15 protein-coding genes are annotated in these 25,287 nt (G+C 45.2%); 12 read left to right on the top strand and 3 right to left on the bottom strand.

The window, feature by feature from the left end:
* Positions 1 to 96: 96 nt before the first annotated feature.
* Complete coding sequence (locus tag QUA70_RS09795) at positions 97 to 258, bottom strand: hypothetical protein (RefSeq protein ID WP_333334383.1); 162 nt, start codon at positions 256 to 258, stop codon at positions 97 to 99.
* A 40-nt stretch (positions 259 to 298) separates the two neighbouring features.
* Here QUA70_RS09795 and QUA70_RS09800 point away from each other — a divergent pair, with 40 nt between their 5' ends.
* The 12 genes from QUA70_RS09800 (at position 299) to QUA70_RS09855 (ending at position 21,702) form a co-directional block, all read left to right on the top strand.
* A complete protein-coding gene (locus QUA70_RS09800; RefSeq protein WP_333346597.1) occupies positions 299 to 3,037 on the top strand; it encodes a DEAD/DEAH box helicase in 2,739 nt (912 codons plus the stop codon).
* A 432-nt stretch (positions 3,038 to 3,469) separates the two neighbouring features.
* Positions 3,470 to 6,211: a family 10 glycosylhydrolase gene (locus QUA70_RS09805; RefSeq protein ID WP_445251624.1), complete on the top strand. Its 2,742-nt coding sequence runs from the start codon at positions 3,470 to 3,472 to the stop codon at positions 6,209 to 6,211.
* Positions 6,212 to 6,742: 531 nt separating this feature from the next.
* Complete coding sequence (locus tag QUA70_RS09810; RefSeq protein WP_333346603.1) at positions 6,743 to 10,687, top strand: PAS domain S-box protein; 3,945 nt, start codon at positions 6,743 to 6,745, stop codon at positions 10,685 to 10,687.
* A 7-nt stretch (positions 10,688 to 10,694) separates the two neighbouring features.
* Positions 10,695 to 12,119 (top strand): response regulator, encoded by a 1,425-nt coding sequence (locus QUA70_RS09815; protein ID WP_333346608.1) that lies wholly within the window; start codon positions 10,695 to 10,697, stop codon positions 12,117 to 12,119.
* Positions 12,120 to 12,429: 310 nt separating this feature from the next.
* Positions 12,430 to 12,822 carry a response regulator gene (locus QUA70_RS09820; RefSeq protein WP_333334392.1) on the top strand — a complete coding sequence of 131 codons (393 nt, stop codon included), beginning with the start codon at positions 12,430 to 12,432 and terminating at the stop codon, positions 12,820 to 12,822.
* The gene (locus QUA70_RS09825) at positions 12,819 to 15,389 is read left to right on the top strand and encodes a response regulator (RefSeq protein ID WP_333346611.1); all 2,571 of its coding nucleotides are present in this window, start codon (positions 12,819 to 12,821) and stop codon (positions 15,387 to 15,389) included. Before QUA70_RS09820 ends, QUA70_RS09825 begins: the two co-directional genes overlap by 4 nt.
* Positions 15,364 to 17,022, top strand: coding sequence for an adenylate/guanylate cyclase domain-containing protein (locus QUA70_RS09830; RefSeq protein ID WP_333346613.1), 1,659 nt, complete (start codon positions 15,364 to 15,366; stop codon positions 17,020 to 17,022). The genes QUA70_RS09825 and QUA70_RS09830 overlap by 26 nt, the downstream gene beginning before the upstream one ends.
* Before the next feature lie 71 nt (positions 17,023 to 17,093).
* Positions 17,094 to 17,609, top strand: a complete 516-nt coding sequence (locus tag QUA70_RS09835) for a DUF1499 domain-containing protein (protein WP_333346616.1) — start codon at positions 17,094 to 17,096, stop codon at positions 17,607 to 17,609.
* Positions 17,610 to 17,999: 390 nt separating this feature from the next.
* On the top strand, positions 18,000 to 18,854 hold the full coding sequence (locus tag QUA70_RS09840) for a DUF2382 domain-containing protein (RefSeq protein ID WP_333346618.1): 855 nt from the start codon (positions 18,000 to 18,002) through the stop codon (positions 18,852 to 18,854).
* Between the two features lie 221 nt (positions 18,855 to 19,075).
* Positions 19,076 to 19,969: a DUF2382 domain-containing protein gene (locus QUA70_RS09845; RefSeq protein WP_333346621.1), complete on the top strand. Its 894-nt coding sequence runs from the start codon at positions 19,076 to 19,078 to the stop codon at positions 19,967 to 19,969.
* Positions 19,970 to 20,259: 290 nt separating this feature from the next.
* Positions 20,260 to 20,745: a glutathione peroxidase gene (locus tag QUA70_RS09850; RefSeq protein ID WP_333334403.1), complete on the top strand. Its 486-nt coding sequence runs from the start codon at positions 20,260 to 20,262 to the stop codon at positions 20,743 to 20,745.
* A gap of 495 nt (positions 20,746 to 21,240) precedes the next feature.
* On the top strand, positions 21,241 to 21,702 hold the full coding sequence (locus QUA70_RS09855; protein WP_333334405.1) for a VOC family protein: 462 nt from the start codon (positions 21,241 to 21,243) through the stop codon (positions 21,700 to 21,702).
* 96 nt (positions 21,703 to 21,798) lie between these two features.
* Here QUA70_RS09855 and QUA70_RS09860 read toward each other — a convergent pair whose 3' ends face one another.
* Complete coding sequence (locus QUA70_RS09860) at positions 21,799 to 24,384, bottom strand: PAS domain S-box protein (RefSeq protein ID WP_333346623.1); 2,586 nt, start codon at positions 24,382 to 24,384, stop codon at positions 21,799 to 21,801.
* 131 nt (positions 24,385 to 24,515) lie between these two features.
* Entirely contained in the window at positions 24,516 to 24,791 is a 276-nt protein-coding gene (locus QUA70_RS09865; protein ID WP_333410390.1) for a hypothetical protein, read from the bottom strand.
* Between the last annotated feature and the right edge of the window lie 496 nt (positions 24,792 to 25,287).

Below are 25,287 nucleotides of genomic sequence, written 5' to 3' on the forward strand. Positions count from 1 at the left end.
AACAGGAATCATAGAGAAGGAAGTTCGGCAACGGATTCTGTAACGGATGTAACGGATGTCAGGAAGAGGGAAAAGGAAGTGGGAAGAGGGAAGAAGTCAAGCGTGAAGAAGGCAAAATTTTTTTCTTTCTTCTGCCAACTGCCAATTGCCAACTGCCAACTGCCAACTGCCAACTGCCAACAGACTTATTCCTTCATAGCCGATTTGCGGGCGTTGGTCTAAAATCAATACAGTCCTCTGCTGACTTGCTTTGAGCAAGATTTAAGCATACTTATCCTGAAACCTTATAATAATCCTTGTGCAAGACACTGCCCAGAACCGCCCAGAGCTGGATCTGAAGACCATATTTCCCTTCGAGCTAGATAACTTTCAGAGAGAGGCGATCGCCGCCCTCGATGCAGGTAAATCCGTTGTCGTGTGCGCTCCCACAGGCTCTGGGAAAACGTTAATCGGGGAATACGCCATCCATCAAGCACTCGACCGGGGGCGGCGCGTCTTCTATACCACTCCCCTCAAAGCACTCTCTAACCAAAAGCTGCGCGACTTCCGCAGTCAATTTGGAGACGACAACGTAGGTTTGCTGACGGGCGACATCTCCGTCAATCGAGATGCGCCGATTTTGGTGATGACTACCGAAATATTTCGGAATATGCTCTACGGTACGCCGATCGGAGAAGTCGGTACTTCCCTCACCGGAGTCGAAACCGTGGTGCTCGACGAGTGTCACTACATGAACGATCGCCAGCGTGGTACTGTCTGGGAAGAATCCATCATCTACTGTTCGAGCGAAATTCAACTTCTCGCCCTCTCAGCAACCGTTGCCAATAGCGAGCAACTCACAGACTGGATTAACAAAGTCCACGGGCCCACAGAGCTCATCTACTCAGACTTTCGGCCAGTGCCGCTGCAATTCCACTTCGCCAACCAAAAAGGGATATTTCCCCTGCTAGACGACACCGGCAAAAGAGCCAATGTCCGGTTAGTCCCCAAAAAGAAGGGGCAAAAAGTAGAAAGAGGCAGCATTCCCACTCCGAGTTTGACCGATGTTTTATCCCGGTTGGACGATCGAGATATGCTACCAGCAATTTACTTCATCTTCAGCCGTCGCGGGTGCGACCAAGCAGTCGCAGAAGTCGGCAATTTCTCCCTGGTTAACGAAGCCGAAACAGCCGAACTCAAACGCATCATTGACGATTTTTTACAGCGAAACCCAGAAGCAGAACGCTTCGGTCAAAAAGAAGCACTTTTAAAAGGCATTGCCGCCCACCACGCAGGCATTTTGCCCGCTTGGAAAGGCTTGGTAGAAGAACTCTTTGGCAGAGGTTTGATTAAAGTCGTATTTGCCACCGAAACCCTAGCAGCCGGGATTAATATGCCCGCCCGCACCACAGTCATTTCCACCCTGTCCAAGCGCACCGACAAGGGACACCGACTGCTAAACGCTTCAGAATTCCTGCAAATGGCCGGCCGGGCGGGTCGGAGGGGCATGGACAAGCTGGGGCACGTGGTCGCAGTTCAGACGCGCTTTGAAGGCGCAAAAGAAGCCTCTTATTTGGCAACAGCCAAAGCCGACCCCCTCGCCAGTCAGTTTACCCCCAGCTATGGCATGGTGCTGAATTTACTGCAAACTCACACTCTCGACGAAGCTCAAGAGTTGGTAGAGCGAAGTTTTGGTCAATACCTGTCTACCTTGTACTTGCAGCCGCAGCAAGAAGAATTAGACCGATTGCAAACAGAATTGGCGGTGCTAGAACAGTCCCTGGCGGCCGGAGGAAATGTCTCCACCCTGGAAAAAGAGCTCGCCCATTACGAAAAATTGCAGGCAAGACTCAAAGAAGACAAACGTTTGCTCAAAATTCTATTGCAGCAAGCTGAAGAAGCCAGATTTAAGGAGATGTCCGTAGCTGTGGCTTTTGCAGTGCTCGGCACGGTTCTGAGTCTCAAAGGCAAGCACGTTCCGACAGCCAAACGATCGCACACAAATCCTGTACCCGCCGTATTGGTTGCCAAAACCCCAGGTTCAGGCCAAGCACCAAATTTGGTGTGCTTGGGCAAAGATAACCGCTGGTATGTCGTCGCCATTAGCGATGTCGCTACCCTGCACGCCGAATTACCTCGCTTGAGCGTAGCAGATACCTTGAACCCGCCCCCGGAAATGCCCCTGAGACTTGGCCAGTGCCGCTTGGGAACTGAAGAAACTGCTTCAATTGCTGCATCGATCCCACAATTGCCGACACCAGAACCGAGCCCAGAGGCGATCGAGCAACAGCAGAAAATCGCAGCCCTAGAAGCTAAGCTAGAAATTCACCCGGTTCTAGAATGGGGCAATCCCGGTACTTTGCTCAAACGCCAGCGCCGCCGGGAAGAATTGAAAAAAGAAATACGCAAAAGCGAACAAGAGTTAGAAAAGCAACGAGCTCGCTACTGGGAGCAATTTCTCAATTTAATTGACATCTTGCTGAATTTCGGCTGCTTGGAAAGAGTAGTTTCGGCAACTGGAAACCGAGATGACTCCTCCGACAGGTTAGTGCCCACAATCTTGGGCCAAGCTTGCGCCGCCATTCGTGGCGATAACGAACTGTGGCTGGGTTTGTCCCTAATGTCTGCGGAGTTTGACGAACTCGACCCCCACCACCTCGCTGCTGCTTGCGCGGCCTTAGTTACAGAAGTTTCCAGGCCCGACAGTTGGACTCACTACTCGCTGTCGCCGGAAGTTTTGGCACCTTTGGACAATCTGCAAAAAGGCTTGCGTCGCCGATTGTTTCAAGTGCAGTACCGTCATGAAGCTGCAATCCCGATTTGGCTGGAACGGGATTTAGTGACTTTGGTCGAACAGTGGGCTCTGGGTGTTGAATGGCTGGAACTGATTAGCCATACGAGTTTGGATGAAGGGGATGTGGTGCGGATTTTGCGCCGGACTTTGGATTTCTTGTCTCAGATTCCTCATGTTCCTCATGTTTCGGATGCTTTGCGGAGGAATGCTTGTCGGGCGATGCAGTTAATCGATCGATTCCCCGTGAATGAAGCTGCAACTTAGAAAATTGTTGACAGTTGACTGTTGGCTGTTGGCTGTTGACAGTTGACTGTTGACTGTTGGCTGTAAGCTGTGCGGCATCTAAATTGTATTTTTGGTTCTTCAACCCAAATGCACCCAGGTTTTAATCTAAAATCGTTTCCGGTGGCATCGCTATTGTTCAAATGTCCAAACAGTCAACTGTCAACAGTCAACTGTCATGAGGAATAGATCCAGATTTAAATCCAAAATCTAAAATCCAAAATCTAAAATCCAAAATCTAAAATCTAAAATCTAAAATCGCTCGATCGCACTTTTTCCTGATTCAGGTTGCAGGGCAGGATAGAAAATTGTATGGTGCGGATCGATCGCTCTTAATTGTTATTGAATTTTTGTCTAGCGGTGCGCTGGGTAATTCTCATACTTATGATGCAACAAATCAAAAAGCCTCATCAAATGCCTGATGCCTGCTCCCAGGCTAAAAAAATTCGCTTTTTCACTTTCTTGCAAAGAGTCTTAATTGGAATTCTAGCGAGTACATTACTCAATCTCTTCATCCTATTTCCCTCTCCGAGTTTCGCAGAAGTAGTTCTGGGCGTTGTTCGCAGTTCCGAGAATTCTCCCGATTGGGTAAAGATTACCACCCGCCTCTGGGAAAGCGGCATTGCTTACAAACCAATCAATCTGGAAGAAATCAAAAGTACGGCAGATTTAACAGGCGTTAACGTGCTGTTTTTGCCCAACATTGAAACTTTGACTCCGGCGCAAATTAAAGTTTTAGAAGCTTGGGCATCCCAGGGCGGCCGCTTGATTGCTTCGGGCCCAGTCGGTCGCAGTTCCCCGGCCTTGGTGCGCCAATCTTTGCGATCGCTCCTTGGGGCCTATTGGGCTTTTCCGTTAACCCAGCCCGCTACCCCGCAACCGCGCAGCCGCTGTCGGGATCTTGCTTGCACTACTTCTAACAATTGGGTGCCGACTGCACAACAAAATGCTTCTGTCCAAGGCGGTGTCTTGATTCCGGCTGATGCGAACAGTCAAACTATTGCTACTTGGAAAGATAGTTCCGGTTCCTCCGCAGCCATTGCCACGGATCGCGCTACCTATCTCGGCTGGCGCTGGGGTAGCGACGGTTCGGGAAATGTAGATAAGGCTTGGCTGCAAGCCTCGATCGCCCGCTGGGGAGGCACAATCGCTGCCCAGCCATCTGCGCCGCCCACTGCTGCCGCGACCCCACTGCCAACTCCCCCCTCAAGAGTGACTAGAAACAGCCCTAGTTCGCCGCGTAATAGCCCGCTGAGCCGACTTTCTCCATCGGGTGCGCTTCCCGATCCAGTACCTGCAACTTTTACAGACCCTTCGGATCAGTCGGCGCCGGTGGGTTTGGACGTGCAGGTAAATTCCAATAAGCCGATCGTCAGCATTGAAGCGTACTTGATGCGCCAAGAACTCACCAACCTCCTCGGCCGGTTTGAAAGCGCCCTGACAGCATCTAATTCAGCCAATACCGCCATCAATCTCAATGCTGCTACCTCCCCTCAACTGGTGGCTGCAGAACAGGGCGGAGGTGGCCCGGCAGCCAGTCGCCCCCCTGTTCTGCAAGCGATCAGGGGGCGGGCGATCGCCCAAGCGCGGCAGGTTTTGCAAACTTTTGACCAACTCCTGCAAGAGCAAAACTACGCGGAGGCTAGAAAGCAGTGGGTGGAAGCGCGGCAGTTGCTGTGGGAAAATTACCCGAAGGAAGGACAGCGGGTTGGGGCGGAAATTCGGGCGGTTTGGCTCGATCGCGGGACGATCGTCGCAGCGCGATCAGAACAGGGTTTGGCGGCAGTGTTCGATCGACTCGCGGCCGCCGGTATCAATACTGTTTTCTTTGAAACATTGAATGCGGGATATACAATTTATCCCAGTCAAGTTGCACCGCAACAAAATCCCCTGACTGTTGGCTGGGACCCGCTGGCATCTGCGGTTAAATTAGCTCACGAGCGAGGCATGGAACTGCACGCTTGGGTTTGGGTTTTTGCCACAGGAAATAAGCGCCACAATACTTTAATTGGCAAGCCTAGTTCTTATCCGGGTCCCGTGCTTTCCGCTCATCCACAGTGGGCAAATATTGACAATAAAGGACGCACACAAAATCCTAACGATGGCAAATTTTATCTCGATCCGGCGAACCCGGAAGCGCGTAATTATTTGCTACAAATTGTCAGCGAAATTGCCAACAACTACAAAGTAGATGGGGTACAATTAGACTATATTCGCTATCCTTTTCAAGATGACAATGCGAATTTTACTTACGGTTACGGTATTGCTGCGAGGCAGCAATTTAGGCAGTTAACTGGTGCAGATCCGGTGAACATTTCGCCGAGTTCCGGCAGTTTGTGGCGGCAGTGGGTTGAGTTTAAAACTAATCAAATTAATAGTTTTGTAACTGACGTTTCTCAGCTTTTGCGGCAGAATTATCCGCGCACAATTCTGTCGGTGGCGGTGTTTCCCCACCCGGAAAGTCAGCGGATTTACAAAATTCAGCAAAATTGGGAAGTTTGGGCTCGTCAGGGCATTGTAGATTTGATTGTGCCGATGACTTATGCTTTGGATACGAACCGACTTCAGCGCATCACCGAACCGCTGGTAAATGAACAAATTCTGGGTTCGGCTTTGATTTCTCCGTCGGTTAAGTTGTTGACTCTCCCGGAAGTTGTGGCGATCGACCAAATTCAAGCTTTGCGCGATTTGCCGACAGGGGGCTATGCTATTTTTGCGGTGGAAAGTATCAGCAGCGGGATGCAGGGGTTTTTTAACCGCACTCAAGGCCCGCCAGTGCGCTCCACTTCTGCTGCGGAGCCGATTCCTTACCGACAGCCGTTTGCGGCGGCGGCTTCGCGGTATACTGCTCTCAAGCAGGAATGGAGTTTTTTGTTGGCTAACAATCAGTTGCGGGTGTCGGAATCTGAACTGAAAGTTTTGCAAAGTCGAGCGGATGAATTGGCGCAAGCTTTGAGCAAATTGGCGGCAAATCCTTCTAGGGAAAGTTTAGCAACTGCTAAAAGATTGTTGGGGAGTTTTCAATCTCAATTTCAATCTTCGATGCGCTTGCATTCTGCCGAAAATAGCTATCAGGTGCAAACTTGGCAAAATCGTTTGGAGAGTTTGGATATGCTGTTACGTTACGGCGAAAGGATGGAGTTGAATCGCAGGTAAATGCAGGTTTTTGGGCGGAGTTATTGTGTAGCTACTCTTGGTTCAAACTGAGATGTTGCACTATTCTTAATATCCCTTCTCTGGGCGGGCTCTCCTGCCCAACCCCTACTCCCCACAAGAAAGAAAATGTAGTTGTTGTGGCACAGGCATCTTGCCTGTTAAGCGAGAATGGTGCAAGATGTGAGTTCAAACTGAAATGTTTTACCATTTCGCTTAACAGGCTATTCGGGCCTGTGAAGCCAAGAGTGAGTTTGATATTGTGGGCCGTTGCTCTTCTGGCCCGCCCCTCCCAGACTTATGGAGAATGGTGCAATAAATCAGATGATTTCGACTTAGGTCGATCGCGCCCAATGATCTGTATCAGTAGTTACGAAAAAACTCTGAGTAGAAATACACTATTTTGATATAAATTGATCGACGGTGCTGTTGTCAGTAAACTACAGCAGAAGGAGAAAAGGAAGGGCAAAGGGAAGATGATTTCCAATCAAAACTCAAAACAATTTCCAATTCCCAATTCCTCTTAAGATGGCTATGTTTTCTAAACCGCTCAATCGCTTTGCTACCAAAATTATCGGCAAAGTTCCATTACAAACTGTGTTCGTGGTTCCTTTTTTAGTGCAAATTGTCGGCACCGTAGGAGTTGTAGGTTGGCTGTCGTTCCAAAACGGTCAACGGGCGGTCAACGATGTTGCCGCTCAGTTGCGGGGAGAAATTAGCGATCGCATCAAAGACCGCATGGAAAATTATATGTCAATTCCCCACATAGTCAATCACCTGAACCTTCAAGGCATAAAATTGGGGCAGTTGAACCTAGAAGACAACCAAAAACTAGAACATCATTTCCTCGAACAAATTCAATATTTTGATTCGATCAGCATCATTTACACAGGCAAAGAAAATGGAGAACATTCGGGAGCAATCCGCACTAAAGAGCTGACTTTGATATCTGCTGCCGACAGCTCTACTGGCAATAAATTAGCTCGATATACTGGTGACTATCGGGGAAATCGCCTTCAATTAGTGGAAATTTCACCAGATATTTACGACCCGCGAACTCGCCCGTGGTACATAGCTGCCGCTGCCGCCAAAAAACCTATTTGGACTCCAATTTATACAGATTTTTTGACGAGGGAACTGGCAATTACTGCTGCTTTGCCTATCTACGACGACGCTGGCAAGTTGTTAGGCGTAGCGGGCAGCGATTTGCTGTTTTCCCGCATCAAAGAATTTCTGGTTAGCCTCAAAATTGGCAAATCGGGACAAACTTTTGTCATGGAGCGATCGGGGATGTTAATTGCCACTTCAACGGCGAGTCAAGAATTCGTCGTGGAAGGTAAAGAAACTAGACGCATTAAAGCTTCAGAAAGCGAGAATCCGGTAATTCGCCAAACTGCACAACATTTAGATAAATCCTACGATAGCTTAGCTAAAATCAATAATTCTCAACAGCTTACTTTTGATGTTGATGGCAAGCGAAATTTTATTCAGGTAGCTCCTTTTGCAGACAATCGAGGCTTGGATTGGCTGATTGTAGTAGTTGTGCCAGAATCGGACTTTATGGAACAAATTAACACCAATACGCGCACGACTTTTTTGCTGTCGGTTGCAGCTTTGATCGGGGCGACAATTCTGGGGATTCTTACTGCTAAATGGGTGGTGCAGCCGATTTTAAAATTGAATGCGGCGGCGAAAGCTTTGGCGCGGAATGAATGGGATACAAAGCTCACTCTAAATCGCCAAGATGAACTCGGAGAACTTGCCACTTCTTTTAACAGCATGGCAGAGCAATTGCAGCATTCCTTTACTTCGCTCTCGGAAAGCGAAAACCGAGTAAAACAATTTCTCAATGCAGTACCGCTAGGGATTTTTATTGCCGATGGAAACGGTCAACCTCACTACATTAATCCTATAGGAGAGCAGCTTTTAGGTCAAGGACTTGTGGCAGCCGATGCCGAAAATTTGCGCCAATCCTACGGAGCTTATTTAGCTGGAACTCAGGAAATTTATCCGGCGGAACGCGACCCAATGTTAAATGCTTTGCAGGGTAAAAATGTCACTGTTGATGACATTGAAATCTGCTCTAAAGACAAAACTGTTCCCATGCAAATTTCGGGGACTCCTATTTACGACGCCCAAGGAAATATTATCTATGGAATGTGTGCTTTTCAAGATATTACAGAACGCAAACTAGCCGAAAAATTATTAAGGGAATACAACGACAATTTAGCAGTGCAAGTTGCAGAACGTACCGCCGATCTTGCCAAGGCAAAAGAAAAGTTTTCTAAAGCTTTTCGTTTAAGTCCTAATGCGATTACCCTGACTAGAATCAGCGATGGTCGCCACATAGAAGTCAATGAAAGCTTTTGTCGAATGATGGGCTACAGTCACGAAGAAATTATTGGAAAAACAGCGGTAGAACTCAATTTTTGGGCGAGTTTGGGAGAGCGGGATCGCATGATTTCAATGTTAAAAAACAAGACTGCCCTTCACAATTATGAGCTGAGGTTTCGCAATAAAAATGGTACAGAAAGAACGGCACTGCTGTCGATTGAAACCATCGATATTGAGGGAGAAGCTTGTTTTTTGTCTATTTCTAGTGATATTACCGATCGCCAAAAAGCAGAAACTGCTCTCCGGGAAGCAGAAGAAAAGTACCGCAACATTTATGAAAATGCTTTGAATGGAATTTTTCAAACTGCTATTGACGGAAAATACATCAGCGCTAACCCCGCTTTAGCTAACATCTACGGTTACGACTCGCCTGCAGATTTAATAGCAGCACAGCCGAATTTCAATAACCAGCTTTACGTGAAACCCAACCGCCGCGACGAATTTGCAGCGCTGATGAACGAGTACGGGATACTATCAAACTTTGAATCGGAAATTTACCGCAAAGATGGCAGCATAATCTGGATTTCGGAAAATTGTCGCGCTGTCTGCGATGAAGCAAGAAATCTACTTTACTATGAAGGTTTTATTAAAGATATTACTGATAACAAACAAGCGGAAATCAAAATGCAGCAGGCGAAAGAAGCCGCCGAAGCAGCCAACAAAGCGAAGAGTACCTTTCTCGCCAATATGAGTCACGAATTGCGATCGCCCCTGAACGCGGTTATCGGCTTTGCTCAAGTCATGATCCGCAGTAAAACGTTGTCTCAGGAAAATCAAGAAGATGTCGGAATTATCCTGCGGAGTGGCGAACATTTACTGGCTTTAATTAACCAAGTTTTAGACTTGTCAAAAATCGAAGCGGGACGCACGACTATTAATGAAAAAAGCTTCGATCTTTACCAACTAATCGACGATTTAGAAGATATGTTTGCTCTCAAAGCTGAGCAAAAAGGTTTGCAATTAATCTTCGACAGAGACGCAGAAGTTCCCCATTATATTTGTACTGATGAAGTTAAATTGCGGCAAGTATTAATTAATTTGCTCAATAATGCAATTAAATTTACTTCAGAAGGGGGAGTGTCGGTGCAAGTCAAAGCAGGAAGGCGGAATATACATAAAAACAGCACTGACCAATTGCCCGGCCGCTACTGGCTGCATTTTGAAGTTCAAGATACTGGTGCAGGCATTGCTGCTGAGGAAATTAATCAGTTGTTTGAAGCATTCGTGCAGACGAAAACAGGTAAAGATTCTCAGGAAGGAACGGGTTTAGGTTTAGCTATTAGCCGCCAGTTCGTGCAATTAATGGGGGGTGAAATTACTGTTAGCAGCGAGCTCGGAAAGGGTGCAGTATTTCAGTTTGATATCCAAGTTCATCTGGTTGAAGCTAGTGATATTGAAAGCAAAAAAACTCAACGTCGAGTTGTTGCCCTCGAACCGAATCAGCCGAGTTATCGTTTGCTAATTGTGGACGACAAACCTTTGAACCGCCAACTGTTGGTAAAACTTCTCAGTCCACTCGGATTTGAGTTGAGAGAAGCGAATAACGGTAAAGAAGCGGTTGATATTTTTATGGAGTGGGAACCGCATCTGATTTGGATGGACATGAGAATGCCTGTCATGGACGGCTACGAGGCAACGAAACAGATTAAAACTACAACTGGCGGGCAAGCAACGGCGATTGTGGCCCTAACTGCTAGCGTTTTGGAGGAAGAACGGGCGGTGATTCTTTCGGCGGGTTGCGATGATTTTATGCGGAAACCATTCCGAGAGGAGGACATTTTTGTGGCAATGGGAAAACATTTAGGAGTACGCTATATTTATGAAGATCCAACCGCAGTAAGTGCCGCAGGTGTAGGGGAGTCTAGTCAGGAGGTGCTGACACCGGAGGCTTTCGCCTCTCTTTCTCCAGACTGGATGGCCCAATTCAAGCAAAATATTTTGAGTGTGGACATGGAGGCGATCGCAACTTCGATCGCACAAATCGGCACTGTCAATCCCTCTCTTGCGGGCAAGCTTCAAGATTGCATTAATAATTTTGAATATGACAAAATTTTGAACATAATCGAACTCAGCGATAAACAGTAAATACCCGATGACTTCAACTTCACCTAAAACCAATCGAGCTAATATTTTAGTAGTGGACGATACGCCCGAAAATCTGCGGCTGCTAACCGGAATTTTGAGCGAAAAAGGCTATCAAGTTCGCCCTGTCCCCAACGGCAAGCTAGCATTATCGGCCGCTCAAAAAATGCCCCCCGATCTAGTGCTGCTGGATATTATGATGCCAGAGATGGACGGCTATCAAGTTTGCCAGGAACTCAAAGCTTCGGAAATTACCAAAGACATTCCTGTTATTTTTATTAGTGCGATTAATGACGTGCTGGATAAAGTTAAAGCCTTTGCAGTTGGAGGAGTAGACTTTATTACTAAACCGTTTCAGGTTGAAGAAGTTTTAGCCCGGATAGAAACTCATTTAAAAATTTGTTCTCTGCAACAAACTTTGCAAGAAAAAAATCAAGATTTAGCAACTGCCCTGCACCAACTCCAAGCCACCCAAGAGCATTTGATTCAATCGGAAAAAATGGCCGCTCTCGGACAACTAATTGCCGGCATTGCCCACGAAATTAATACCCCCCTAGGCATTATAGGTTCCTCTATCAATAATATAGCTAATTTTTCGGATGAGTTTTTACAAAACTTTCCTAAAATTTTTCAAGAACTTTCTCACGAAAACCAAGGTTATTTTTTTAATTTACTCTACAGAACTACACATCAAGAAACTTTATTTACGAGCAGAGAGAAGCGGAAATTTAAGCAGCAGTTGACGGGGGAGTTGATGGCAGAATTTGTGGAAAACTCCGAGGAAATTGCGGATACTTTAGTTGATATGGAAATTTACGAAAAAATAGAAGAGTTCTTGCCACTTTTTAAATCGCCGGATTGGGAAGTGGTTTTAAATAGTGCTTACCAGTTTGCGAGCTTTAAAAAAAGTATTAGCCTGATCCAAAGAGCAACCGCGAAGTCGGGGAAAGTAGTATTTGCCCTAAAAACCTACGCTCATTTTGATAGCAAACCAGAAAAAATCCAGGCGAACTTGCACGACGGCATTGAAACGGTGTTAACCCTTTATCAAAATCAACTTAAACACGGTATAGAAGTAGTTAAAAATTATGGAGATTTACCCGAAATTATGTGCTATCCCGATGATTTAAATCAAGTTTGGACGAATATCCTTTATAATGCCCTGCAAGCAATGGATTATAAAGGTATTTTGACCATTGAAACTCGGCAGCAAGAGGCAAATATTTTCCTCACATTTACTGATAACGGCAAAGGCATTCCCCCAGAAGTTATTCCCAAAATTTTTCAGCCCTTTTTTACCACTAAATCTGCGGGCGAAGGTAGCGGTTTGGGATTGGATATCGTGAGAAAAATTGTCGAAAAACACGAAGGCACAATTACTGTATATTCTGTACCGGGGCAGACAACTTTTACAGTCTCGCTGCCAATTTATTAAACAAAACTTACCTGCCGGGGCTGATTCCCGGTGATACTCGTCGCTGTCTCGCTGACAAATACAAGATTTATTGCGAGCAACCGGGTTTATCTTCGGAAGTCATATTAAAATAATACCACTTTAAAAAAAAATGTAACTGTAGGCAAGTTCCCAACCCTTAGGAAATTAGTCATTCCCATCTAAAATCTAAAATCTAAAATCTAAAATGGTATAAGATAGGGGACAGATATCCTACATCCTTGCCCGAAATCAATAACGTAAAAGCAAGTTATGTCGGTAAACCTACTAAAATTCAAGCAGAGAGGAAAAGATGAATAAGCCTATAATTCTTTGCGTTGATGATGAACCCGATATCTTGAATACTCTCAAGATGCAGCTAAAGAAGGAATTTAAAAATGATTACTTTTATGAATTAGCTGAAAGTGGTGATGAAGCTTTGGATTTACTTGAGGAGTTTCAAGAAGAATCTCAGGTGATTGTGGTTGTTTCTGATTGGCTGATGCCGGGAATTAAAGGTGACGAACTTTTAATTAAAGTTCACCAAAAATATCCTAAAATTATTAAGGTGATGTTGACGGGACAAGCGGAGGCAGCGGCAGTTCAGCGGGCAGTAAAAGAAGCAGATTTATACTGTTGTTTGTACAAACCCTGGCAAAGCAAAGAGTTAATAGAGACTATCAAATCTGGGCTGGCTAAGTTATGAAAAAACCTGTGATTGTTTGTATTGATGATGAACCGGACGTTTTGAACAGTTTAAAGATTGAACTGAAAAAGGCGATCGGCGATCGGTGTATTATTGAAACGGCGGAAGGGGGGGCTGATGCTTTAGATTTGCTGGCAGATTTGCAGGCAGATGAATACGAGATTGCTTTGGTGCTTTCCGATTATATCATGCCGGATATTAAAGGGGATGAACTGCTCAGAAGAATTCACGAAAGCTCGCCGGAGACGCTGACCATTATGCTAACGGGGCAAGCAGATTTGGAAGCGCTGAGTAATGCTATTAAGTATGCTAAATTGTACCGTTACATCCCTAAACCTTGGCAAAATGAAGACTTAAAATTAACGGTAGTAGAAGCAGTTCACAGTTATTTGCAAGACCAAAAGCTAACAGATGAAATTCATAAGCGGCAAGAAGTAAACGAGGAGTTAAAGCTAGCAAATGAGGCGCTGTCTGCGAGTGAAAGCCGCCTGAGTCAATTTTTAGAAGCTTTGCCAGTGGGGGTATCTGTTTATCATCCCGATGGCTCGATCGCCTATTTCAACCAGACAGCGCGGGATTTGCTGGGTGCAGACACTATCCCGGAAAGCACTGCGGAACAATTAGCTGCCACTTATCAACTTTATATTGCCAATACTGATGAGCTGTACCCGCCGGATAATCTGCCAATTTTGCGCGCACTGAAAGGAGAATCTGTCAAGGTTGACGATGTAGAAATCCGTCAAGATGGCAAAAGAATTGCGATCGAGATCAAGACCACGCCGATTTTTGACGCTAGCGGAAATATTGTTTATGCGATCGCAGCTTTTCAAGATATTAGCGATCGCAAACAAGCCGAAAAAATACTAGCAGAATACCACCACACCTTAGAAGCCCAAATTGACGAACGCACAGAACAACTGCAACAAGCCGCATTAGCTGCTGAAGCAGCAAACAAAGCTAAAAGCACGTTTATTGCCAATATGAGCCACGAGTTACGCACCCCTCTCAATTCTATACTCGGCTTTGCACAAATCATGGAACCCAGCCCCGATCTTACTGTCGAAAACCGAGAAAATATGAGAATTATTCGGCGTAGTGGCGAACACTTGCTAACCTTGATCAATGAAGTCTTAGACTTGTCAAAAATCGAAGCAGGGCGAATGACGCTCAACCCAAAAGACTTAGACCTTTACCGCTTGCTTGACGATTTGCAAGATATGTTTCAACTGCGGGTAAACAATCAAGAATTGCAGTTGCGTTTCCAGCGCGATGCTGACGTTCCTCAGTATGTGCGAACAGATGATATTAAACTGCGGCAAGTGCTGATTAATCTTTTGAGTAATGCGATTAAGTTTACGCAAAGAGGAGAAATCATCTTAAGAGTTATAAAGTTAGACAAATCGGGATTTATGGATTTATTGGACAGTCCCACATCTTGCTTTGATACCACAAGAAGTATTCGGGAATTTTCGACAAGTAGCAGTAACTTTGCCCGCCTAGAAGTGAAAGAAGAGGCTGAGAATTTAACTGTTAGGGGGTTTTTCCTTCTGTTTGAAATTGAAGATACAGGAGTTGGCATTTCTCCGGAAGAATTGGAGAATATTTTTAAGGCTTTTGTGCAAACAGCATCCGGTCAAAAAATTCAGAAAGGCACGGGTTTAGGATTGAATATTAGCCGTCAATTTGTCCGCCTGATGGGAGGAGAAATTGTCGTAGAAAGTCAACTGGAACTCGGCACCACTTTTAAATTTGAAATTCCAGTCGGTGCGGTTTATGCTGCTGATATTCCAGATCCGCAAATTCACCGCGAAGTTACTGGGTTGGAACCCAATCAACCGTGCTACCGGATTTTAATTGTGGACGATCGCGAAGACAACCGCCAACTTTTAGTCAAAATGCTTTCTCCTTTGGGTTTCGGGGTGGAACAAGCCACCAACGGCCAGGAAGCAATAGAAATGTGGGAAAATTGGCATCCGCACTTAATTTTGATGGATGTGCGAATGCCAGTGATGGACGGCTACGAAGCTACTAAACAAATTAAGGCTAGAATCAAGCAGAGAGAGCTAGAGCAGCAAGGAAACGGGGAAATGAATATTTCCGATCCTGACTCCCCGATTCCGAAGATTATTGCTTTGACAGCTAGTACAATTGAAGGGAGGCAAACGTTTGCTTTATTGGTCGGCTGCGACGATTTTATTAGCAAACCTTTCCGTAAAACAGATATATTTGATACCCTCACCAAACATTTGGGGGTGAAGTATCTCTACTCTAACTCAACGGACTTTATCTCAATAGGCGATCGAAATAATTTATCTGGCTCCCTCCCTAATGCTGGGCTTGCTTATTTGCCTAAACTTCCCGCAGAATGGATAGACAATATGAAGCAAGTAATCCGCAGTGCTGATTTTGACTTAATTGTCAGGACAATCGACGAAATAAGGGAGCCTCATCCTGAATTGGCGGAAATCCTCCAGGGTCATCTCGATAATTTTGATTACCAGAAAATACTCAATTTAATTGCCGAGGCGGAGGAATTAGATAATGCAGATCAAGGCGGAACAAACTGAAAACTATCAAGCAGATATTTTAGTAGTTGACGATACGCCAGATAATCTGCGTTTGTTGATTAGGATTTTGCAAAAAAATGGCTATAAAGTTAGACCTGTTACTAATGGTTTTTCGGCGTTAGATGCTATTCAATCTAGCGCACCCGATTTGATTTTACTCGATATTATGATGCCGGACATTGACGGCTACGAACTATGTAAAAAATTAAAATCACAACAGGAATTTAGGGAAATTCCCATCATTTTTCTCAGCGCGCTAGAAGAAGGAATAAATAAAGCAAAAGCGTTTGAAGTTGGCGGAGCAGATTATATCACCAAACCTTTTCAGGTAAAAGAAGTATTGGCGCGAGTAAGCAATCAACTTACTGTGCGTTCATTACAAATGCAATTGCAAGAAAAAAATCAAAAATTGACCGCTCAAAATATCCAGTTGCACCAGGAAATCGCTGAACGCCACCAGGTGGAAATGGAAACGAGATTGCTGCTGGAAGCCACTCAAGCTATTAGCAAATCTGAGGATTTTGAGTCGGCTATAGATGTGATTTTAGGTTTAATTTGCAAAACTATTGAATGGAATCTGGGCGAAGCTTGGATTCCTTGCAGTGAGGGCTTTTTAAAATGCGCTACAGGCAGGTACGTCAGTGACTCCAGTTTTGCCCAATTCCGACAAACAAGTTGGCAGTTGATTTTTGCTCCCGGTGTGGGACTCCCAGGTAGGATTTGGCAGTCGCAGCAGTCTGAATGGATAGATGATGTTTCTACTGCACCGGAACAAGTTTTTTTACGAGCGGAAATTGCGGTTAGTGTGGGATTGAAAGCTGCTTTTGGGGTGCCTATTTTGGCGGACAACCAAGTGTTAGCTATTTTAATTTTTTATCGCGAAAAAGTTCTGAAATGTCAGCCACGCTTGTTGGAATTAGTGAGCGCGGTTGCTACGCAGCTAGGTTCGTTGATTCAGCGGAAACAAGCTGAAGCAGCGCTGAAAGTGCAGCAAGGACAAACCGAGAAATTGCTGCTGAATATTTTACCGAAACCTATTGCGGATCGCTTGCAAAAAGAGCAAAAGTTGATAGCGGATCATTTTGATGAGGTGAGCGTCTTGTTTGCTGATTTGGTGGGTTTTACAGAGTTTTCGGCTCACAAAAGTCCGACGCAGTTGGTAGAAATTTTGAACGGGATTTTCTCGGAGTTCGATAGGTTGTCTGAATTGCACGGGTTGGAAAAGATTAAGACGATTGGGGATGCTTACATGGTGGTTGGGGGTTTGCCGACGCCGCGGGAGGATCATTCTGAGGCGATCGCACTTTTAGCTTTGGAGATGCAGGCAGCTTTGAGGAGGTTTAATGCCAAAATGGGAGAAAATTTTCAATTGCGGCTCGGAATTCACAGCGGTTCGGTGGTGGCTGGAATTATTGGGATTAGTAAATTTAGCTATGATTTGTGGGGGGATACTGTTAATGTTGCTTCACGCATGGAGTCGAACGGATTGCCTGGGAAAATTCAAGTGACTGCGGCGGCTTACGAGCGTTTGAAAGAGCAGTTTGTTTTGGAAGAACGGGGTCATATCCCGGTTAAAGGTAAAGGAAGAATGCTGACTTACTGGTTAATTGAAGAACAAAAGAAATCTTTTTAATTTTTTTTTGATGTAAATTTCAATTAATATGAAAAGTAGACCGCATTTATACTTTCAGGAGGGCTCATCCTTTGCAAAAAGTTGAAACAAAATCGCCGACAGCATGGAAAAAAGTCCTGGTTATTTTAATATCACTCGTAGCAGTAGCGGTACTGTCGATCGCTACTTTTATCGCTATACCCGGAGAAAAGACAATGTTTGCTGGAACAAGACCTGCCAATATCGGGATTCAGTCAGGAAAACTCGCAGCGTGCCCGAGTTCCCCCAACTGCGTCAGCAGCTTCAGTCAAGATGCCGAACACAAAATTGAGCCTTTGGCATACACTTCGTCGGCTGGTGAAGCGCTGGCAAAGCTCACAGGGGCGATCGACTCCTATGGAAAAACTAAAATTATCACGGCAACTGATAATTACCTGTATGCGGAGTTCACCAGCGCTTTGATGGGGTTTGTTGATGACGTTGAATTTTTGGTAGATGATGCAGCAAAAGTCATTCATGTGCGATCGGCTTCGCGTCTGGGAGAGTCGGATTTAGGAGTTAACCGCACAAGGATAGAAGCTATCAGAACTCAATTCAATCAACTCTGAACTTAAAATTTCTAGCTTCCCCGAAGCCCCTCTCCTGCAAGATGAGGGGCTTTGATATTTGTGTATTACTATATAAGGTTGATTTTTCACCACCTAGTTAACAATTATTAACAGTAGGCACAGCGCAAAGGAGTGTCCTGCAGGGGGAGTAGGACACAGCAATGCCGTGTCCCTACGGTTGGCTTTGAGTTTTAATAGTTGTTATAAGATTGACGATTGTAGAGTTTTAGAATCTTTAAAATAGCTGAGCGCGGTAGCACAGAAGCAGAGATGCCGTAGTATTCCTATAGTATTAAACAACCTAAATTATACACTTCTGACTTTAGGGAGAGGGAAGTGAACGAATTAATTTCTACTATTAATTTAAGTAGAGCAAAGAGGAAAAAACACATGGCACTTCAAAAATTAGCAGAATTTTATCCTAATTATCAGGAAGAAATCTTTGCTGGAGACGACATCAAGGGATTTGATGTTTATGCTGGCGACTCTGATGAAAAAGTAGGCACGGTTTATGATGCTTTGGTTGATGACAGTGGTCGTTTCCGCTATCTGGTAATTGATACCGGTATTTGGATTTTTGGCAAAAAAGTATTGTTGCCCATCGGCTCGGCCCGCTTCGACTACGGAGCCCGTCGCGTTCACGCCACAGGCCTTCGCAGCAAAGCTCAAGCAGAACAATTGCCGGCTTACAATGAATTAGAACCATTAGATTACGATCGCGAAGAACAGGTAAGAGGCGTCTACCGCAATCAAGAAACTGCCGCTGCAAGCACTGCAACTCCTGCTAGCTACGATCGCAGCAACTACAGCTACGATATCGACCGCCCCCTCTACGAAACCAACGAACAGCAGCACCAAAATCTCAAGCTTTATGAAGAACGCTTGATTGCCAACAAACACCGCGCAAAAACAGGCGAAGTAGCAGTTGGCAAGCGCGTAGAAACTGAAACAGCGCGAGCTTCAGTACCCATTGAAAAAGAACGAGTTGTAATCGATCGAGTAACCCCGGTAGAAGCGGGTCGAGTAGTCTCAGTCGGTGAGGCTGACTTCCAATCAGGGGAAGTTGCACGCATGGAAGTCTACGAAGAAACGGCCGACATTCACAAGGAAGCTTTCGTGCGCGAAGAAGTCAACGTCAGAAAAGAAGTTGTTCGCAGCACGGTTGAGGGCGAAGAAACCTTGCGTCGTGAAGAATTAGACATTAAGACCGATGGAACTGCGGTTGTAGATAATAAAAACATCTAAACCAACCGCAACAGCTATTGCATAGGAATTGCGCCTTAATGACATAATTCTGTCACCGCGCAGGTTTGATTGGAATGGTGGCGATCGCGCAATTCATATGTGAGCGGCGGGGGGGGTACAAAACTTGTCTGGTTTTGGCAACGTTTATGCACTTTCCCCGCCTTTACCAATTTCCCCTTACCAATTCATAATAAAAATCCCTAAGCAGGAAAGTTTAAAAAATGAACGGTCAAGCATCAGCCGAAAAGATAGCAAGTGCCAAATCAATAACCCGTCTCAACCGGGTGCCTGAAAAAGTCAGAACTAAGCTAAAAAGTTTTACCGTCAAAGACAACCAAGGTCTCTTAGTAGGCAAGGTTAAAGATGTCTATTTTGATGCTAACGGTCAGTTAAACTTTGTGGTGGCAGGGCTAGGCAGCGAAACTCCCCGCACTTTTTTATTAAGTATTAAGCTGCTAAAAAAAGTCGATTATCACCAAAAAGCCCTGTTTGTAAGTATCAATTCAGCTCAAGTCGAACTGCTGCCGGGAGTTTCGGCCAATCCGGGGAGTCAGTATTTAGAAAATGCCTCAGAAGCGCATAGTGAATTCAGCAACAGTGAGTTAACAAATCCCTCAACAGCTATGTCAAATCTAACAGATGCCGATCGCACCGATGAAACTTTGGAGACAGATCAGGATGAGGAAAACTTGGATATTGTCGATCAAGAAGTAATTCGCCTGCTAGAAGAACGATTGGTGATCAATCGCAGCAAGCGCAAAGTCGGCGAAGTCATAGTGCGTAAAGAAATTGAAACTCGGATGGTACAAGTGCCTATCCAGTGGGAAAAGCTGATTGTCGAACAAGTCGGCGACGATCCCAAGGTGTTGGCAGAAATAGATTTAGGCGAGGGAAGCATCACCGGTATAGATTTGACCGAGATTAAGAGCGATCGCCAGGAACCGACAGTTAAGGCGGAATTTACCTCTGTGCAGAAAGCTAGCAAAATCTTAAACTCGATCGCCTCTCAACCCCGTCACGGTTGCGTCAAAGTCCGCCTAGAACTCGTTCTCGAAGACAAGCAACTTGAGGAGACTTACCAAAAATGGATGACGGAACACCACTCAGAGAGTTAAAATATTCGTGCTTTTCCCTGTAGATTTTAGCTATTAGCGAGAAACTTAAATCTAAGAGCGGACTGTGGCGAGTCGTGCTGGGGAGAAAGTTCACCGCTATCTACTTAGATCATGTTGGGTAAATTAACCGTAATTTTGGTAGGGGCGGGTTCACCAATATCTATAATATAAGCCTGAGATCCGTAAACCCGTCCCGACCGGGATATTTAAATTTTTAGCGATCGGCCTCTAGACAAAATTTTACCGACTTGCGGTAAAATTGTGGTGGTCAAATTTAAAAGTATTTGAAAATGCCCAACACCATCTCCGACATTAAAGTAACAACGATCGCAGGCGAAGACAAGCAGCTAGGAGAGTACGCTGGCCAGGTACTCTTGATAGTTAATGTAGCTTCCAAATGTGGCTATACACCTCAATACAAAGGACTCGAAGAATTGAGCCAGAAATACAGCGCGGCTGGACTCCGTGTTTTAGGATTTCCATGCAACGACTTCGGCGGTCAAGAACCCGGAAGTAATCCAGAAATCGTCAATTTCTGTACTACCAAATACGGCGTCACCTTTGAATTATTTGACAAAGTACGCGCTAAAGGCACTCAGCAGCACCCGCTGTACGCTAAGCTTACGAGTGCAGTCGATCCCAAGGGTGAGGTTTCGTGGAATTTTGAGAAGTTCTTAGTTAGCAAACAGGGTGAAGTGGTTGCCAGATTTCGCAGCAGTGTTGGCCCCGATTCACCAGAACTAATCGCTGCTATCGATCGAGAATTGGCGAAATAAGAAGTTCGGCAACTAAGCAGAGTACAGGATTTAACTGATTTAACGGATGGATGTTTAGGGAAGAGAGAAGAAATTAATAGGCTTTTTTTCCAATAAGTTGAAAGCTATTTTTTTTCTTCTGCTCTTCCCCCTTGTGTGCAAGCACTCAACCATGAACAAATAGCGATGATTGTATTTAATTGGAGAACGGTTTAATTTAATGGAAAATACATCGGGATTAGATTTAGTTGTAGGTGTACTTGCCTTCGCAATTCTGGCAGGTGGTCTGGTCATGCTATTTGTAGGCATGGCATCCTTTCCTAAAGAAAAATAATACTAATCGATATGATGTGCGATCGCACGACCCGAATAAAAGTGTTGGTAGTGAGGACTTCAGTCCTCATAGAAATCGGAGGGTTCCAGTCCTGACTACCCACTGAAAATGCTTATTTTACATCAGACCATCTGAATAAATCAAACTCCTTTCAATTTGAACATTCGCAATTAATGACAATCATGCAAACTACCGAAAACAACGTCAAAATTGTCCTCGCGCCGGGCAATTTGCGCCGCGTTCACCATATCGCTTTAAACGTGCGCGACATGACAGCTTCCCGCCACTTCTACGGTACCATTCTTGGCCTGCACGAACTAACAGGTGCAGAAATTCCCGCAACTTTAACAGAAATGGTAGCGGCTGGTAAAGTCGCTAATTTCGTCACCCCAGACGGCACTGTTATTGACTTATTTTGGCAGCCCGACTTGGAACCGCCAAACCCAGACCCGGAGAAAGCTTTTACCCGCGCCAACCACTTAGCCTTCGATATTGATCCGGATTTGTTCGATCGCGCTCTGGAAGTGCTAAAGTCAAATCAAATTGCGATCGACAGCGGCCCCGTCACTCGCGCTACAGGACGCGGCATTTACTTTTACGATCCTGATGGATTTATCATCGAAATCCGTTGTGATGCAGTTTAAACAGTCGCTATCGGGTTCTCGGTAGTCCGTGTGCACCCTACTAAATTTACTCTTTTGATCGCGGTGCTCCGTACACATCCTACCTTTAGAGTTGTTTTATTTTCCGTCTTTGCTAATAGATTGCTTCGGCCAAGTAAACCGAAAAGTTGCTCCCTCACCTTCAGCAGATTCTAGGGAAATACTGCCCCCTTGACCTTCGACAATTTTTTTCACCAGCGACAAACCAATCCCAGTATTTTCAACTTTATCGCGAGCTTCCAAGGTCTGAAAAATTACAAAAACTTTATCGTGATATTGAGGAGCAATCCCCGGCCCGTCATCCTCTACAGAAAATTCGTAAAAATCATCTAAGTCTTTAACCGATATTTTTACGTGACCGGATTCAGCTCGGTTGTGCTTAATTGCGTTGCTAATTAAATTAGAAAAAACCTGCTGCAACAGCAATCTTTCTGTCACAAAATTTGGCATTCCCGGTTCAACTTTCACCTCAAATCCCGATGGTGGCGCCAACGAATCAATAATTTCTGCTAATAACTTCTCAACCTTTACCATTTCTGAAGGCACTTGAATCCGTCCGACGCGGGAATATTGCAGCAGCCCCTCAATCAAACCTTCCATCCTGTGAACTCTGCCGCGCAGCAGGTTCATTTGGTGTAGAGTATCCTCTGTCATCGACTCGCTGAGGTCCTCTTCTATCCAAGTGCTGAGATTGGCGATCGCCCTGAGCGGCGCTTTCAAATCGTGAGAAACTACATAAGCAAACTGGTCTAATTCTTGATTCCGCTTTTTTAAACTATTCGTCGTTTGAGCCAGATTTTGGGCTGTCAACCTCAATTCTTGAGCGCGCAACCGCAGCGATTCCTCCGCTTGTTTGCGATCCCTAATATCTTCTACCACACCCATCAGAAATTGAGTGCCATTTTGTTCTCGCAGCAGCGAAACCGTCAAGTTTGCCCACAGCAACTCTCCGTCTTTGCGGATGTAACGCTTTTCCAGAGAGAAATTTTCAATTTCTCCTGCTAACAATTGGCGCAAAAGTTCCAGTTCGCTTGCCAAATCTCCAGGCCAAGTAATATCCTGAAATTTTTTCTCCTCCAATTCTTGGCGGCTGTAGCCCAAAATTTCGCAAAGTTTTTGATTGACTAACAGAAATTTGCCTTCCACACTCGCTTGAACCATGCCGACTGCCGCCTGTTCAAAAGTAGCGCGAAACCGCTGCGCGCTTTGGGCTAAAGCAATTTCTGAGCGTTTGCGATCGCTAATATCGTTGCTAATTTCCAAAATAGCCACGGGTTGATCTTGATCGTCGTACTGCAAAGTCCAGCGGCTTGCCACCGTTATTTTTGTGCCGTCTTTCTTGGTTCGCACCAGTTCTCCTTGCCAAGAACCCTGCTCGAAAAACACTTTTTGAATTACCTCAAAAGGTTGAGTCCATTCTGTTTGTAAAAGCTTGTGAATATTTTTTCCTATTGCTTGCGACTTCCGCCAGCCGTAGAGCCACTTTGCCCCCGAATTCCAATAAGAAATCGCCCCCTTCAAGTCTAGTACGGCGATCGTATCGTTTGCCAAATCCAGCATTTGCGCTTGCTTTCGCAGAGTTTCCTCGGCTTGTTTTCGTCCTCTGGCATCGCGGCAAATAGCAATAAACAAGTGTTGATCTGCCAGACGCATTTCACTGACAGCCAACTCCATCGGAAACTTCGTTCCGTCGTGGCGAAGTCCAACTGTTTCTTGCTGATAAGTCTTCAGGGTAGTATCGGGATGTAACACAAAATATTCGATTGAATAATCCCCCACGGTGCTGTACGGCTGCGGTTGAGATATCAGCCGCCGCAAGTTTGAGCCAATTATTTGATCGGCTTTCTCGCCAAAAATCTTTTCTGCTGCCCTATTAAAAGACTCAATATTTCCCCGTTCGTCCAAAGTAATAATACCGTCAGCCGCATTGTCAACCACAGCTTGAATGCGACTTTTACTTTCTTCCAAGCCAGCTTCCCGCTTCCTCAATTCCTTCTCTAAACTCTCAAATAAATACCAGGAAGCCCCTGCACCCAAACAGTTGAAAAGCAAACCAGCAAATTGCAGAAAATTAGTGAACTCTCTCAACTCCCGTATTTGCTTATCTACAACTTTTTGGTAGGCTTCGCTGGCATCAGCAAACGCATTAATTTTTGCGCGCAGGTTATCCAGGTTCGATTTGCCTTGAACGAACACCTGAATTATTTCCGGCGACTGCACCCTTGTTGCCGAATTGTCTAGCTTATTCAAAGTGTTTTGTAAGAAATTTAGATGTTGTTCGCTACTTTTTTTTATATCTTCAAATCGCTGAGCTTGCAGTTGATTTCCTTGAACCATAACCTTGAGTTTAGCCAGCAGCGGAGGCAAACTCTTCTTTGCTTCTAAGTAGGGTGATATAAATTCGCGACGTTTCGTCAACCCGTAACCCCGAATGCCCGTCTCTGCATCCACCATCGTCGCTAACAAGCGGTTAGTTTCCTGAAGTATTATTTTATTAGTATCTGCTCGCTTTCTTAGGTATAGGGCACTATCGCGGAGACCTGCAATTCCTATCAGCGAGGCAAACAGACAAATCACGGGGATAGCAACAATGACTGTTCCCCGCTGGCGAATTGGTCGGTCTGTCCATACAAATTGGACGGCGCGATCGAGCAAATACTTCACGGATATTGAAGGAGAAAGTTTGCTGCCAGTATATCGCTTTTTGGCAGTTTAGGCTATGGATAAGTTTGTTTTGTTTGGTTTGACGGGCGCCGGGGACTAACCGTGGAAACTAGATTAGACCCCTGCGATAGCTACCTGCTGACACTAACAGCAGATTTTTTGGCACGGTGTTTAAACTGAGGCACGGAGAAAGAAAGGACTTTTTTCGACACCGAGACAGCAGGCGAAGCAGAAAGGATCGTTTCTGCTTTACCTTCGTTTTCGCCTTCGGCTTCTGCTTTTAAACTAGAGTCTGTTTCGCCAGTGTTTGGAACACTTGTAACTACAGTAGTCCACCTGCCTGTAGCCGGATCGCGATAACAAGTAAAAGGGTTTATTTTTAGCGGTTGACTGCAAGGTTTAATCATGTAGATGCACTCCTTTGATTCTGAGAAATTGTGCATTGCTTTCAGCAGCAGTGCTATCTCGCCAGTAGAAGCAGCATGAAGGCAAAAAGCAGAATTGTGTTTCTGCGTCCAGAGACTTTTGAAACTTCCTGATTTCCTGTTAACTTTTGCCTTCTACTGGTTCGCGACCATAGCATTACTTTTACCAAATTGCCTTTCTGGAAGCAACCCCCCACCCCCTTAATTAGGTTGAGGTGGGACTTGTGAATGCAGCGAGGCGCCCGATCGTGCCTGCAGGACAATCTTGGAATAATATAGGTATTCTAGGCTGAAAAAAAATGCTACTGTGTGATCGATAACAGAGGTTGATCGCGATCGGTGTCACAATTAAAAAGGGAATTGGTAATTGGTAATGGGTAATTGGTAATGGGAAAATTAGTAATGGGGAAATTCTTCCATCTTTTGCTATCCGTTAAATCCGTTAAATCCGTTAAATACGGTACACAATTTCTGGAAA

Origin of the sequence: Microcoleus sp. LAD1_D5, from assembly GCF_036702115.1 — a bacterium.
Taxonomy (GTDB): domain Bacteria; phylum Cyanobacteriota; class Cyanobacteriia; order Cyanobacteriales; family Microcoleaceae; genus Microcoleus.

Excerpts from the sequence above, each read along its gene's own strand:
- QUA70_RS09815 (WP_333346608.1), top strand. The coding sequence starts at position 10,695 with ATGACTTCAACTTCACCTAAAACCAATCGAGCTAATATTTTAGTAGTG.
- QUA70_RS09855 (WP_333334405.1), top strand. The coding sequence starts at position 21,241 with ATGCAAACTACCGAAAACAACGTCAAAATTGTCCTCGCGCCGGGCAAT.
- QUA70_RS09810 (WP_333346603.1), top strand. The coding sequence starts at position 6,743 with ATGTTTTCTAAACCGCTCAATCGCTTTGCTACCAAAATTATCGGCAAA.
- QUA70_RS09830 (WP_333346613.1), top strand. The coding sequence starts at position 15,364 with ATGCAGATCAAGGCGGAACAAACTGAAAACTATCAAGCAGATATTTTA.
- QUA70_RS09825 (WP_333346611.1), top strand. The coding sequence starts at position 12,819 with ATGAAAAAACCTGTGATTGTTTGTATTGATGATGAACCGGACGTTTTG.
- QUA70_RS09805 (WP_445251624.1), top strand. The coding sequence starts at position 3,470 with ATGCCTGATGCCTGCTCCCAGGCTAAAAAAATTCGCTTTTTCACTTTC.
- QUA70_RS09820 (WP_333334392.1), top strand. The coding sequence starts at position 12,430 with ATGAATAAGCCTATAATTCTTTGCGTTGATGATGAACCCGATATCTTG.
- QUA70_RS09850 (WP_333334403.1), top strand. The coding sequence starts at position 20,260 with ATGCCCAACACCATCTCCGACATTAAAGTAACAACGATCGCAGGCGAA.
- QUA70_RS09865 (WP_333410390.1), bottom strand. The coding sequence starts at position 24,791 with ATGATTAAACCTTGCAGTCAACCGCTAAAAATAAACCCTTTTACTTGT.
- QUA70_RS09845 (WP_333346621.1), top strand. The coding sequence starts at position 19,076 with ATGAACGGTCAAGCATCAGCCGAAAAGATAGCAAGTGCCAAATCAATA.
- QUA70_RS09840 (WP_333346618.1), top strand. The coding sequence starts at position 18,000 with ATGGCACTTCAAAAATTAGCAGAATTTTATCCTAATTATCAGGAAGAA.